The 13122-nt window shown below is 55.1% G+C and carries 16 protein-coding genes; 10 read left to right on the forward strand and 6 right to left on the reverse strand.

Annotation, left to right across the window (positions count from 1 at the left end; translation table 11 throughout):
* Window positions 1-82: 82 nt before the first annotated feature.
* Window positions 83-988, reverse strand: a complete 906-nt coding sequence (locus tag INF86_RS05975; RefSeq protein WP_022647965.1) for a LysR family transcriptional regulator — start codon at window positions 986-988, stop codon at window positions 83-85.
* 121 nt (window positions 989-1109) lie between these two features.
* Between INF86_RS05975 and INF86_RS05980 the strand changes: the two genes are divergently transcribed.
* From INF86_RS05980 to INF86_RS05995, 5 genes are all read left to right on the forward strand, one after another.
* A complete protein-coding gene (locus INF86_RS05980; protein ID WP_022647964.1) occupies window positions 1110-2363 on the forward strand; it encodes an MFS transporter in 1254 nt (417 codons plus the stop codon).
* A gap of 74 nt (window positions 2364-2437) precedes the next feature.
* A complete protein-coding gene (locus tag INF86_RS05985; protein ID WP_045621647.1) occupies window positions 2438-3922 on the forward strand; it encodes a carboxypeptidase M32 in 1485 nt (494 codons plus the stop codon).
* Between the two features lie 148 nt (window positions 3923-4070).
* Window positions 4071-4376, forward strand: coding sequence for an acid resistance repetitive basic protein Asr (asr, locus tag INF86_RS05990; RefSeq protein ID WP_022647962.1), 306 nt, complete (start codon window positions 4071-4073; stop codon window positions 4374-4376).
* 92 nt (window positions 4377-4468) lie between these two features.
* Window positions 4469-4552 carry a hypothetical protein gene (locus tag INF86_RS22630; RefSeq protein ID WP_057979992.1) on the forward strand — a complete coding sequence of 28 codons (84 nt, stop codon included), beginning with the start codon at window positions 4469-4471 and terminating at the stop codon, window positions 4550-4552.
* A gap of 102 nt (window positions 4553-4654) precedes the next feature.
* The gene (locus INF86_RS05995; protein ID WP_023299991.1) at window positions 4655-5476 is read left to right on the forward strand and encodes a serine protease; all 822 of its coding nucleotides are present in this window, start codon (window positions 4655-4657) and stop codon (window positions 5474-5476) included.
* A gap of 5 nt (window positions 5477-5481) precedes the next feature.
* On the opposite strand, the gene mdtI is transcribed toward INF86_RS05995, so the two are convergent.
* Both mdtI and mdtJ read right to left on the reverse strand, forming a co-directional pair.
* Window positions 5482-5811 (reverse strand): multidrug/spermidine efflux SMR transporter subunit MdtI, encoded by a 330-nt coding sequence (gene mdtI / locus INF86_RS06000; RefSeq protein WP_022647960.1) that lies wholly within the window; start codon window positions 5809-5811, stop codon window positions 5482-5484.
* On the reverse strand, window positions 5798-6160 hold the full coding sequence (mdtJ, locus tag INF86_RS06005) for a multidrug/spermidine efflux SMR transporter subunit MdtJ (protein WP_032624865.1): 363 nt from the start codon (window positions 6158-6160) through the stop codon (window positions 5798-5800). Before mdtJ ends, mdtI begins: the two co-directional genes overlap by 14 nt.
* A gap of 420 nt (window positions 6161-6580) precedes the next feature.
* Here mdtJ and INF86_RS06010 point away from each other — a divergent pair, with 420 nt between their 5' ends.
* The gene (locus INF86_RS06010) at window positions 6581-7621 is read left to right on the forward strand and encodes an AI-2E family transporter (RefSeq protein WP_003857467.1); all 1041 of its coding nucleotides are present in this window, start codon (window positions 6581-6583) and stop codon (window positions 7619-7621) included.
* Here the strand turns inward: INF86_RS06010 and INF86_RS06015 are convergent.
* Both INF86_RS06015 and INF86_RS06020 read right to left on the reverse strand, forming a co-directional pair.
* Window positions 7618-8565 carry a zinc-dependent alcohol dehydrogenase family protein gene (locus INF86_RS06015; protein ID WP_063150624.1) on the reverse strand — a complete coding sequence of 316 codons (948 nt, stop codon included), beginning with the start codon at window positions 8563-8565 and terminating at the stop codon, window positions 7618-7620. The genes INF86_RS06010 and INF86_RS06015 overlap by 4 nt on opposite strands.
* The gene (locus tag INF86_RS06020; RefSeq protein WP_193543324.1) at window positions 8558-9592 is read right to left on the reverse strand and encodes an LLM class flavin-dependent oxidoreductase; all 1035 of its coding nucleotides are present in this window, start codon (window positions 9590-9592) and stop codon (window positions 8558-8560) included. The genes INF86_RS06015 and INF86_RS06020 overlap by 8 nt, the downstream gene beginning before the upstream one ends.
* A 208-nt stretch (window positions 9593-9800) precedes the next feature.
* On the opposite strand from INF86_RS06020, the gene yajD reads away from it, so the two are divergent.
* A complete protein-coding gene (gene yajD, locus INF86_RS06025; protein ID WP_006808895.1) occupies window positions 9801-10148 on the forward strand; it encodes an HNH nuclease YajD in 348 nt (115 codons plus the stop codon).
* Window positions 10149-10215: 67 nt separating this feature from the next.
* Here yajD and INF86_RS06030 read toward each other — a convergent pair whose 3' ends face one another.
* Window positions 10216-10662, reverse strand: coding sequence for a hypothetical protein (locus INF86_RS06030; RefSeq protein ID WP_193543325.1), 447 nt, complete (start codon window positions 10660-10662; stop codon window positions 10216-10218).
* A gap of 255 nt (window positions 10663-10917) precedes the next feature.
* On the opposite strand from INF86_RS06030, the gene INF86_RS06035 reads away from it, so the two are divergent.
* From INF86_RS06035 to pqqB, 3 genes are all read left to right on the forward strand, one after another.
* Complete coding sequence (locus INF86_RS06035) at window positions 10918-11937, forward strand: dipeptidase (protein WP_038415974.1); 1020 nt, start codon at window positions 10918-10920, stop codon at window positions 11935-11937.
* A 138-nt stretch (window positions 11938-12075) separates the two neighbouring features.
* Window positions 12076-12147: a pyrroloquinoline quinone precursor peptide PqqA gene (gene pqqA, locus INF86_RS06040; protein WP_002905689.1), complete on the forward strand. Its 72-nt coding sequence runs from the start codon at window positions 12076-12078 to the stop codon at window positions 12145-12147.
* Between the two features lie 55 nt (window positions 12148-12202).
* Entirely contained in the window at window positions 12203-13120 is a 918-nt protein-coding gene (pqqB, locus tag INF86_RS06045) for a pyrroloquinoline quinone biosynthesis protein PqqB (protein ID WP_022647954.1), read from the forward strand.
* Window positions 13121-13122: the final 2 nt, after the last annotated feature.

Below are 13122 nucleotides of genomic sequence, written 5' to 3' on the forward strand. Positions count from 1 at the left end.
GGCTATGGTGAAGCACTTCAATGGCTGACGTCAAATTTTTACTTAGCCATGTGATTTACTGCACATTTTCGCCCGCTTTTCCCTATAAATAACGCCCGTGAGAAGCGGTAATTAATTGTTCTTTGAAACGCTGTGCCGCATGGCTCTGTTCATGATGTTTAGACCACACCAGCCACATCTCCGAGACCGCATCCTGCTCGGCAATATTCACCCAGCGCATTTCCGGCAGTTGTACCCGTTTAAACGAGGCCGGAAGAATCGACACGCCAAGCCCTGCGGCAACGAGACCAATGATCGTCATGGCTTCCCCCACTTCCTGCGCGATAGTCGGGACAAGGCCATATCGCCGCATCAGACCAAGAATATCGTCATACAATCCGGTACCCACCTGTGGGTCAAAAAAGACAAAGGGTTCTTTCGCCAGTTCAGCCAGCGTGACGCTATGCTGCGCGGCGAGCGGGTGATCCCGGGGGATCATCGCCATCAGCGGTTCGCGGAGGATCACCTGCCACGCCAGGGTATCAGGCAACTGCGTGTTACGCATTAGCCCCAGGTCGAGCGATCCTTCATTAAGCGGCGATATTTGCTCCCGGGTATTTATTTCGCGCGTCTGAATATGCACATCCGGAAAGTTACTGCGAAACGAGGATAGCGTTTGTGAAACAGCGCTGATGAAGGGGGCCGACGAGGTAAACCCGATGCGCAGCTCTCCCGTCTCCCCGAGATGAAGCCGTTCCGCTCTGGCGGCGGCGTCCACCACCATACTCAGGATCTGTCGGCTATCGGCGAGAAACTGTTTTCCCGCCGCCGTCAGGCTCACGCTGCGGTTGGTTCGCGCCAGCAGACGCGCCCCAACCTGCTGCTCAAGGATCTGGATCTGTTGGCTCAGCGGTGGCTGGGAGATATTCAGCCTTGCCGCAGCACGACCAAAATGGAGCTCTTCAGCGACGGCGACAAAATAGCGCAGATGGCGCAGCTCGATATTCATATTTTTAAAGTATCATTTGAGATTATTAATATATTAGACAGAATATTTACATTTTCCTACCCTAATCTTGTGGTCATACCCGTCACCAGAAACCACGGGGAAGTTTAAGCAAGGATTATGTGTGAGCCGTACAACGACCGTTGATATCGCGCCGGCCAGCGACATTGATGATTTACCCGCAGTACCGCAGCCGGTTCAGTTTATAAAACGTGGTACCCCCCAGTTTATGCGCGTCACGCTGGCGCTCTTTTCAGCGGGTCTCGCCACTTTCGCCCTGCTCTACTGCGTTCAGCCGATCCTGCCGGTCCTGTCGCATGAATTTGGCGTGTCGCCAGCCAGCAGCAGTATTTCGCTCTCCATTTCAACCGGGATGCTGGCGATCGGTCTGCTGTTCACCGGGCCACTTTCAGATGCCATCGGGCGTAAGCAGGTCATGGTAACGGCGTTAATGCTGGCCTCCGTGTGTACCTTGCTGTCCACCATGATGACCAGCTGGCACGGCATTCTGGTCATGCGCGCGCTGATTGGGTTATCCCTCAGCGGCGTGGCGGCGGTCGGGATGACCTATCTCAGCGAGGAGATCCACCCAAGCTTCGTGGCCTTCTCCATGGGGCTGTACATTAGCGGGAACTCTATCGGCGGGATGAGCGGACGCCTGCTCAGCGGTGTGTTTACCGATTTCTTTAACTGGCGCATTGCGCTGGCCGTAATCGGCTGCTTCGCCCTCGCTTCGGCGCTAATGTTCTGGAAAATCCTGCCGGAATCGCGCCATTTCCGCCCGACTTCCCTGCGTCCGAAAACACTGTTTATCAACTTCCGTCTGCACTGGCGCGACAAAGGTTTGCCGCGATTGTTTCTGATGGGATTCCTGCTGATGGGGTCATTTGTCACGCTGTTTAACTATATTGGCTACCGGCTGATGCTCTCGCCGTGGCATCTTAGCCAGGCATTGGTGGGTTTGCTCTCTGTGGCGTATCTCACCGGGACGTGGAGTTCACCAAAAGCGGGCGCCATGACCGCGCGCTTCGGCCGTGGTCCGGTGATGCTGGTGTCCACCGCTGTGATGTTGTTCGGACTGCTGATGACGCTTGTCTCTTCCCTGTGGCTGATTTTTGCCGGAATGCTGCTCTTCTCTGCGGGATTCTTTGCCGCGCATTCTGTTGCCAGCAGCTGGATTGGCCCACGCGCGCGCCGCGCCAAAGGTCAGGCTTCGTCTCTGTATCTGTTCAGTTACTATCTTGGTTCCAGCATAGCCGGTACGCTCGGCGGGGTGTTCTGGCATAACTACGGCTGGAACGGCGTGGGCGGATTTATCGCGCTGATGCTGTGCGCGGCACTGCTGGTGGGCGCGAGCCTGCATAAACGACTGCATTAACATTCAGCCATCTTCGTGTTTAAATCGAGCCGATGCTAATTTTTGTCATCGGCTGATTCAGACACGAGGACTTCATGAAAAACAATAACTATCAACAACTCACCCGCACCTTCCAGCGTCTCTCCCGCTTCTCCCACCTATCCTCCATCGCCAGCTGGGACATGTTTACCATGATGCCGCCCGGCGGCAGCGCCGCGCGCGGTGAAGCGCTGGCGGAGATGAGCGTCCTGCAACATCAGATCCTGACCGATAAAAAAGTGGGTGAATGGCTGGCGGCGGCGGCAGAAGAAGATCTGAACGACGTTGAGCAGGCCAACCTGCGTGAAATGACGCGCCACTACCAGCAGGCCACTTTACTGCCGGAATCGCTGGTAGAGGCCAAATCGCTGGCGGGCAGCAGGTGTGAACACGCCTGGCGTACTCAGCGTCCGGCCAACGACTGGCAGGGCTTTTCAGCCAACCTGAAAGAGGTGGTGAAACTCAGTCGTGAAGAAGCCCGCCTGCGCGCTGAGGCTAAAGACTGCACGCCTTACGACGCGCTGCTGGATATCTTTGAACCCGACATGACCAGCGCTCGCCTGGATGTGCTGTTCGGCGATCTGAAGTCCTGGCTGCCGGAGCTGCTGGCAAAGGTTGTGGAAAAACAGGCTCAACGATCGTTCGTTCCGCCACAGGGGCCCTTCCCCACCGCCACCCAGCGCGAGCTGGGCCTGGAAGCGATGAAAATGCTTGGCTTCGATTTTAACGGCGGTCGTCTGGACGTTAGCGCCCACCCGTTCTGCGGCGGCGTTCCGGAAGATGTGCGTATCACCACGCGTTACGATGAAGATGAACTGCTCAGCGCGCTTTTCGGTGTGATCCACGAAACCGGACATGCCCGCTACGAGCAAAACCTTCCGCGAGCGTGGGCCGGCCAGCCCGTTGCGTTGGCGCGCTCTACGGCGATCCATGAATCCCAAAGTCTGTTCTTTGAAATGCAGCTGGGCCGCAGTGAGGCTTTCCTGAAGCATCTGCTTCCGGCGGTTCATGCCCGTTTCGGCAGCCAGGCGGCATTCAGTGAAGAGAATTTTATTGCCTGGAATCAGCGCGTGAAGCCGGGCTACATCCGCGTTGATGCAGATGAAGTGAGCTATCCGGCGCATGTGGTATTGCGCTATGAGATTGAGCGCGCGCTGATCAATGGCGAAATCGAAGTGGATGATATCCCCGCGTTATGGGATGAGAAAATGCAGGCCTGGCTTGGATTATCCACCAAAGATAACTACCGCAACGGCTGTATGCAGGACATCCACTGGACCGACGGCGGTTTTGGCTACTTCCCGTCTTACACGCTGGGGGCAATGTATGCGGCACAGCTGTTCCATGCCGCCAAAACTGCGCTGCCCGGGTTGCAGGCATCCATTGCCGGGGGCGACTTCTCGGCGCTGTTTGACTGGCTGCGTCAGAATATCTGGCAGCACGGCAGCCGTTTCAGCACGTCGCAGCTCATCACCCAGGCCACGGGTGAAGATCTGAATATCCGCTACTTCCGCGAACACCTGACGTCCCGCTACCTGTAAACGAACGCGCCGGGGGCCACCCCGGCGTTGTACATATGGTTACACGCCGATACCAATCACTCACGGAAACCCCGAATTTACAGGGATATAGTTATTTCAACGGCCCCGCAGTGGGGTTAAATGAAAAACCAAATTCGAGGGTATGAAAATGAAAAAAGTATTAGCTCTGGTTGTTGCCGCTGCTATGGGTCTTTCTTCCGCTGCATTCGCGGCTGAAACTACCGCCACCGCAGCGCCTGCGGCATCCACTGCTGCTCCGGCCAAAACGGTTCACCATAAAAAACATCACAAAGCGGCTAAACCAGCGGCAGCACAGAAAGCGCAGGCCGCGAAAAAGCACCACAAAAAAGCGGCAAAACCTGCGGTAGAGCAGAAAGCCCAGGCGGCTAAAAAGCATCACAAAAAAGCGGCAAAACACGAAGCGGCTAAACCTGCTGCACAGCCAGCAGCGTAAGAGTACAAGCTTAACCGTGCCCTTCGGGGCACGTTGGTAAACCGGCGCTGAACGGGATTGCGGTCAGCGCCGTTTTTTTATCCGGAGGGCGTATGCTGCGGCGCTATCGGTTTGAGTTCATTCTTATCCTGCTAATTTTATGCGCGCTCATCGCCAGCCACTTTTATCTTTCCTGAATGTAGCACGCTGATTTTACTCCCACTTTCTCGCCGTCGCGTCTATAGTATTTTCATAGGGTTCACTTTTAATAATCATAATTACCCCCACCAGAGTGTGATATGCGTAAATCTGTTGTGTTGTTACTGGGAACGTTTAGCCTTTTTGCAGGCTTTTCACATGCGGATGAGGGCGACGATGACGCCATCAGCGCCAAAGAGGTAAAGACGCTGTTTTTTGGTCATGACGATCGTACGCGTGTCACCGATCCTACCGAAGCGCCCTGGGATGCCATCGGGCAACTGGAAACCGCCAGCGGCAATCTATGTACCGCAACTCTCATAACGCCACGCCTTGCGCTGACGGCGGGTCATTGCCTGTTAATGCCGCCCGAAGGCAAACCGGATAAAGCGATCGCCCTGCGCTTTGTCTCGCAGAAAGGGATTTGGCGCTACGAAATTCACGGTATTGAGGGGCGGGTGGATCCGTCGCTCGGGAAACGCCTGAAACCGGATGGCGATGGATGGATTGTGCCGCCCGGGGCGGCATCCTGGGATTTCGGTCTGATCGTTTTACGTTATCCGCCGTCCGGGATCGCTCCGCTACCGCTCTTTGATGGTGACAAAGACGCGCTCACCGCCGCCCTGAAAGCCGCCGATCGAAAAGTGACGCAGTCAGGCTACCCTGTTGATCACCTCGATTCGCTGTACACCCATACGGACTGCGTGGTGACGGGCTGGGCGCAAAACAGCGTGCTTTCGCATCAGTGCGATACGCTACCGGGTGATAGCGGATCGCCCCTGATGTTAAAAACCGTTAACGGCTGGCAACTGATTGGCGTTCAGAGTTCTGCTCCGGCAGCGAAAGACCGCTGGCGCGCCGATAACCGAGCGTTAGCGGTGACCGGTTTTCGCGACCGGCTGGAAGCCCTGGCGCAGCAGTAGGTCACTCAGGCCAGTTTAATCATGATCATGCCAGCGAGCAGTAATACCAGCCCTATCCAGCCTTTATGGTTTAAACGCTGCCCGAACATAATCCAGCCTGCCGCCAGGGTGGCGGCAATACCGAAGCCGCCCCACAGCGCGTAGGCCACGGACAGATCGATGCCTTTCACCGCCTGCGACAGGGCGCTAAACGCCCCCAGAACCGCGGCAATCGATAACAGGCCGTAGGCTTTGCGACGAAAACCGTCGGAGAACTTCAGAAAGACGTTCGCAATAATTTCCAGAACGATGGCGAAAGCCAGCCAGGCCGCGTGGATCCATTCAAACTGCTGCATGGGTCTGCTCCTTCTGCTGTTTGGCTGGTTTGCGCGTACCCGATTTAATCAGCACGATACCTGCGACCAGGGTCGTCAGCCCGGCAATTTTCATTGTCGTCAGGGTTTCATCAAATATCATGACGCTGAACAGCGTAATCAATAAAATACCAACACCTTCCCACAAAGCGTATGCCACGCCCAGCGCGATTTTTTTAACCGCGAAAGAGAGGAATATATAGGAAAGCGTAATCATGACCAGCATCAAAATAAATCCGGTGCTGCCGTCACTCACGCTCGCCCATTTCATCGACAAGGTGCCGGTAATTTCAGCAACGATAGCCAGAGCTAATAAAATCCAGTAAAACATGTTTTTCTCCTGCTTGAGAATATAATCCATCGAGGCTCGCTGCGAACAGCAAACCAAAAAAGTGGGAATTAAATCAGTTAGCTAAGCGCATAGCGCCAGCTCAGGCAGAAGACGTGACTATAGCGCGGAACGCCAGTGTTGTTCACCGGAAAGCGTGCAGAGGGAGGTAGAAAACAGAGCAGAGTTGTTTGAAAAATACGTCCTGAACAAATTGTCCATAAAATTACAATTATCCGCGGTGTTGCTTCTCGTCTTTGCGGATGAAAATTGTCCTCAGTAGTTGAACACGCCTGATTTGTATCATAAGCCAGGAATTTACTCAAAGCCTTTTCATTTCTTTACCCAGTCTGTTTGATTTTGGTTAGTTTTTTTAATCCGCTTTCCCCTCTATTATAAATAAAAAACTGTTCAGGAACGTCCATGGCCAAACCCATTATCACCCTCAACGGGCTTAAGATCGTCATCATGCTGGGCATGCTGGTGATCATTCTGACCGGCGTTCGTTTTGCGGCCGATATCATCGTGCCCTTTATCCTGGCGCTTTTTATCGCGGTGATCCTCAATCCACTGGTGCAGCGAATGGTGCGGCTGCGCATCCCGCGTGTGCTGGCGATAAGCCTGCTTATCAGTATTATTATCGTTGCGATGGTGCTGTTAGTCGCCTATCTGGGAACCTCCCTGAACGAGCTGGCGCGGACGCTGCCGACATACCGCTCTTCCCTGGCGACCCCGCTGCTGCAAATTGAACCCTGGCTGCAACGCGCGGGTATCGAAGTCTCGGTTGAGGAACTGCTTAAATACATCGATCCGAATGCCGCCATGACGATTGTCACCAGCCTGCTGGCACAGCTCTCCAACGCCATGACCTCGATTTTCCTGCTGTTCCTGACGGTTGTGTTTATGCTGCTGGAAGTTCCACAGCTGCCTGCAAAACTCCAGCACATCATGGTGCGTCCGGTAGAGGGAATGGGTGCTATTCAGCGCGCGCTCGACAGCGTTTCACGCTATCTGGTGCTGAAAACGGCCATCAGCCTGGTGACGGGATTAGTGGTCTGGGGGATGCTCGCCGCGCTGGATGTGCGTTTTGCCTTCGTCTGGGGGCTGCTGGCCTTTGCGCTCAACTATATTCCTAACATCGGCTCCGTGCTGGCGGCGATCCCCCCTATCCTTCAGGTGCTGGTTTTCAGCGGTTTGTATGATGCCCTGATTCTGCTGGCAGGCTATCTGGTGATTAACCTTGTCTTCGGGAACATTCTCGAACCACGGATAATGGGACGCGGGCTGGGGCTTTCAACTCTTGTTGTGTTCCTGTCCCTGATTTTCTGGGGCTGGCTGCTCGGGCCTGTCGGCATGCTGCTCTCCGTTCCGCTGACAATTATTGTCAAAATTGGCCTGGAGCAGACCGCCGGTGGACAAAGTATCGCTGTACTGCTGAGCGACATGAGCCATAAGGCCGATTAATTGTCCATCGACAGCATAGGCTTGCCCGTTCTTCCCGCTTCGCGGTAGTTGCCCACTGCCCGCTGCCATTCCGACAGCGGGTAGAGGGTAACATCGCTGCACTGGCTGGCGCGCAGTTTAGGCCAGATGCGCCGAAACTCCGCCTGCCACGCCTCAGCGCTCAGCGCGTCCAGATAGTTACGAATGTGAAACCACGCCACGCGCGGCAACGGCCGCTGCTGCCGGAAGGTCTGCCCGGAGAGTAGCCCGTAGCAGACAAAGGTACCGGTTTCGGGCATCACGCTCAGGATCGCCTCCGCCAGGCTGCCGCCCGTGGCGTCGTACACCACCTCCGCTTGCGCGGCGGCAGCGTTGACGGCGGCCGTATCATCTTGCGCAATCGGGACGATCCCCATTTCAGCCAGACGTTGAGCGTGCACGGGCGAGCGATGGATCCCGTAAACCGCCTCTGCACCCGCCTGGCGTGCCCATTGCCCGAGCAGAACGGCGCAGTCAGAACCGGCAGCGGTGAGCAGCACCGTTTTCCCGACCGGAGGATAACGGTCCAGCATCATCTGAGCGGCAAGCGGGTTGATATACGCCCGCGCGGCAAGAAGCGAGTCGACGTCGTCCGGGACGGGAACCGCATACGCCACCGGGCAGTCGACATAGCGCTGCCAGGTTCCCTGCCCCCGTAACGGCAGGACCCGCTTGCCCAGCAGCGCCGGGTAAGCGGCGGGCGTTTCGGTCACTATTCCGACCCCTTCATAACCGGCTATTGCGGGCAGCGGCGTGCGATGGCGATATGCCCCGGTGATGGGGATGAGATCGGAGGCGTTCACCGGAGAAAAAAGCATGCGCACACGTATCTCTCCCGGCTGTCGCGGTGACAATGGTGTGGTTTCCGCTTGCAGTACCGATTCAGGCTCACCAAACCGGCGATACCAGAGGGCCAGATTACGCATTGCGATCGCGCCATCCCATTTCCGGTGCGACATGTTTCAGGATGGACTCGATCACATGTGCGTTGTATTCCACGCCCAGCTGATTCGGCACGGTAAGCAACAGCGTATCCGCTTCCGCGATCGCTTCATCCTTTTTCAACTGTTCAATCAGCTTGTCTGGCTCTGCGGCATAGCTGCGTCCGAAAATGGCCCGCGTTTTCTCATCCAGATAGCCAACGCTGTCGCTCTCATTGCGGCTTGAACCGAAATATATCCGGTCGCGATCGTCCATCAGGGCAAAAATACTGCGGCTGACCGAAACGCGTGGCTGACGGGTATGCCCTGCCTCGGCCCAGGCCTGTCGGTAGGCACGGATCTGTTTTGCCTGCTGAATATGGAACGGCTCGCCGGTTTCATCATCTTTCAGCGTTGAGCTTTGCAGGTTCATCCCCAGTTTTGCCGCCCATACTGCCGTTGCATTGGAGCCAGCCCCCCACCAGATACGATCGCGTAAGCCCTCTGAATGCGGCTCCAGACGCAACAATCCCGGCGGGTTTGGGAACATCGGCTGTGGGTTAGGCTTCGCAAACCCTTCACCGCGTAATACATCAAGCAGTACCTCAGTGTGACGGCGCGCCATATCAGATTCGTTTTCCCCGTCCTGCGGCACGTAACCAAAATAACGCCAACCATCAATCACCTGCTCCGGGGAGCCCCGGCTGATACCAAGCTGTAATCGCCCGCCGGAGATGAGATCTGCCGCGCCAGCATCTTCCGCCATATACAGCGGATTCTCGTACCGCATGTCGATCACGCCCGTACCGATTTCGATGCGTTTGGTTTTCGCGCCTATCGCAGCCAGCAAGGGGAATGGCGAACTGAGCTGGCGGGCAAAGTGGTGCACGCGGAAATAAGCCCCGTCCGCGCCCAGCTCTTCAGCGGCGACAGCCAGATCGATGGACTGTAGCAGCGTGTCAGCTGCGGTTTGCGTGCCGGACTGGGAAGACGGCGTCCAGTGACCAAACGACAAAAATCCGATCTTTTTCATAGTGGAGTATCCTGATAAAGCATTGCGTTATCCCTACTCTACGCATTAACCGATGAGAATAAATGGTGATTATTTAACGGAATGCTTCAAATAAACTGACAGAAATACGCAAATCGCACGCTGCCTTCCCGCAGAGGAGGCATTCTCCTGGCATCTCAAAATGGGATATAGTGTGAACTATTCTCTTTTTTAACAGGTAACATCAGCAATGGCTCTGATCCCCAAAAACTACGCACGGCTGGAAAGCGGCTACCGTGAAAAAGCCCTAAAAATTTACCCGTGGGTCTGTGGACGCTGCTCGCGGGAGTTTGTGTATTCGAATCTTCGTGAACTCACGGTCCACCATATCGACCACGATCACACCAATAATCCGGAAGATGGCAGTAACTGGGAGTTGTTGTGCCTGTTTTGCCATGACCACGAACACTCAAAGTACACCGAAGCGGATCAGTATGGCACCACCGTTGTCGCAGGTGAGGATGCGCAAAAAGACGTGGGTGTCGCCACGTTTAACCCCTTTGCCGATCTCAAGGCGATGATGAACAAGAAGAAGTAATATCGGCGGCTTTACTGCCCATACCTGCCGTATGGGCAGTCAGAAAGATAAAGGTAATGTATTCCAGTCACAGATTGAACAAGGAGACGGCCTTAATATCGGCTTCAGGATTCACGCGTTTTACAGCCTCTAAAAACGCAGCAAAGTTTTGATTAAACACCGTCAGATTATTATAAAATTGCACCTGTTTTTCACGGGTTCCCTCAAGATAGCTCACAGACCAGATCCGCCTGTTATTTACCACTGTCGAGCCCGGCTTAATTTTTACGATAGCCGCCAGCTCAATTTTACGGGTGACGCTATTTATGACCTCATATAAATACTGCTCATCATAAAAGTAGGTTTTACCTGACGATCCGCCAAACCAGGAAGGATGGGTAGAGATTTTTTTCATTCCCCGGCTGTCGGCAACGATGCGCTTTGGATGCCGAATACGCCTGATGAAAAAGCGCATCAGCGTAATCAGTGCCGTGAAAGACAGCACCACGAAAATAAAATTAATGCTCTCCCGCATATTTCGTTACCTGCCACGCATAACTCAAAGTGGCGAAGTATAGCGTAGCCCGGTAGCTCAGGGAACGTACGCGATGCAATCGCAGATGGAACGGGAAATGCTCTTACCTCGCCACGCAACATGATGTGCGGATCTCCTCACGGTTAAGTGATATTAACAATTGCTGCTAAGTTGTAAGTTTCTCCTTGCCGGACAGGACAAATCAGTTATCGTGCCAGGCAACTTTTTCAGCAATAAAAAACAGTGGGATGCGCTATGGCGATTTTTGATGGTCACAATGACCTGTTGCTTAATTTATGGCTTCACCATCGCCAGGATCCGGTAACGGCCTTCTTCTCCGGCATTGAGAACGGACACCTCGATTATCCGCGCATGCAGCAAGGCGGATTTTCCGGCGGGCTGTTCGCGCTGTTCGTGCCGCCGCAGGAGTATATCGCCCGCATGGCGCCGCACTACGCCAGCGAGCCGTGGCAACCGATCGACATTCTCTGGCAGCAGTTGACGATCCTCAAGCAGCTTGTCGCACACTCCGATGGACGGGCGCGATTGTGCCTGAGCGCGGCAGATATCGAACGCTGCCGTCAGGATAAGGTGCTGGCGATGGTGGCGCATATTGAGGGTGCGGGCGGTTTTGACGGCGAGGGTGGCGATCTACAGGCTTTCTATGCCGCTGGCGTGCGCAGCATTGGGCCTTTCTGGAACATTGCTAACCGTTTTGGCACCGGCGTTAACGGAGCGTTTCCCGGCAGCCCGGACAGCGGCCCAGGGCTTACCGCAGAGGGTATCGCCCTTATTAAGCACGCTAACGCCCTGAACATGCTGATTGACGTTTCTCATATGAATGAAAAGGCGTTCTGGGATACTGCTCGTCATTCCTCTTCACCGCTGGTCGCCACCCATTCCAACGCCCATACGCTGTGCCCGCAACCGCGTAATCTGACCGATCGGCAACTGCTGGCTATCCGCGACAGCGGCGGCGTGGCAGGGGTCAATTTCGGCAACGCCTTTCTGCGCGCCGACGGTAAACGCGATAGCGATACCCCGCTGAGCACAATCGTTCGCCATATCGACTATCTTATTAACATCATGGGCGAAGATCATGTCGCGCTGGGCTCCGATTTTGACGGCATCACGTTACCTGATGATTTGCATGATGTGAGTGGTTTACCGCGGCTAATCAGCGCGTTGCGTGACAGCGGCTATGATCAATTTGTGCTGAATAAGCTGCTGTGGGGCAACTGGCAAAAGGTATTGCAAAATGTTTGGCAACAATAGGTTACGTTGTAAACATTACGTTAATTCCTTACATCTTTCGGGTTGAGCTTTGCCCCACTGTGACGCATTATTTGATGACCATCACAAAACTGGCACAAACAATGGTGTTGGTGCTGCATTTTTAAAGAGGAAAATACGATGTGGAAGAAACCTGCTTTTATTGATTTACGTCTTGGCCTGGAAGTGACGCTGTACATTTCCAACCGCTAATCGCTCAGCCCGCCATCCGTGCGGGCATTTTTGTTTTACTACCTGGCCTATCTTCATGTTTATTAAAGTCCTCGGTTCCGCCGCCGGCGGCGGTTTCCCTCAGTGGAACTGTAATTGCGCCAACTGTCAGGGTTTGCGCAACGGTACCCTTCAGGCGACCCCCCGCACCCAGTCGTCGATCATCGTCAGCGATAACGGCGAAGAGTGGATACTGTGTAACGCCTCGCCCGATATCAGCCAGCAGATTGCCCATACGCCAGAATTGAATAAGAAAGAGGTTCTGCGCGGCACGCATATTGGCGGCATTATTCTCACCGACAGCCAGATTGACCACACCACCGGGCTGCTCAGCCTGCGCGAGGGGTGTCCGCATCAGGTATGGTGTACGCCGGAGGTGCATGAAGATCTTTCCAGCGGATTCCCGATTTTTACCATGCTCCGGCACTGGAACGGCGGCCTGGTTCATCATCCGATTGCGCCGCTCACCGCCTTTAGCGTGGAAGCCTGCCCTGATTTGCAGTTTACCGCTGTCCCCATCGCCAGTAACGCACCGCCCTATTCGCCGTGGCGCGACCGCCCGCTGCCGGGGCATAACGTGGCGCTGTTTATCGAAAACCGCCGCAACGGTCAGACGCTGTTCTACGCGCCGGGTCTCGGTGAACCCGATGCCGCCATCCTGCCGTGGCTTAAAAAATCGGACTGTCTGCTGATTGACGGCACCGTCTGGCAGGACGATGAACTGCAGGCCGCTGGCGTCGGGCGCAATACCGGCCGCGACATGGGCCATCTGGCGCTCGGCGATGAACACGGCATGATGGCGCTGCTGGCCTCACTGCCGGCAAAGCGCAAGATTCTGATTCACATTAATAACACTAACCCGATCCTTAACGAGCAGTCGCCGCAGCGTCACGCCCTCACGCAGCAGGGAATTGAAGTGAGCTGGGACGGGATGACCATCACGCTTCAGGACTAACT

This window comes from Enterobacter cloacae complex sp. I1M (assembly GCF_014982425.1).
In the GTDB taxonomy this organism is placed as follows: Bacteria; Pseudomonadota; Gammaproteobacteria; order Enterobacterales; family Enterobacteriaceae; genus Enterobacter; species Enterobacter intestinihominis.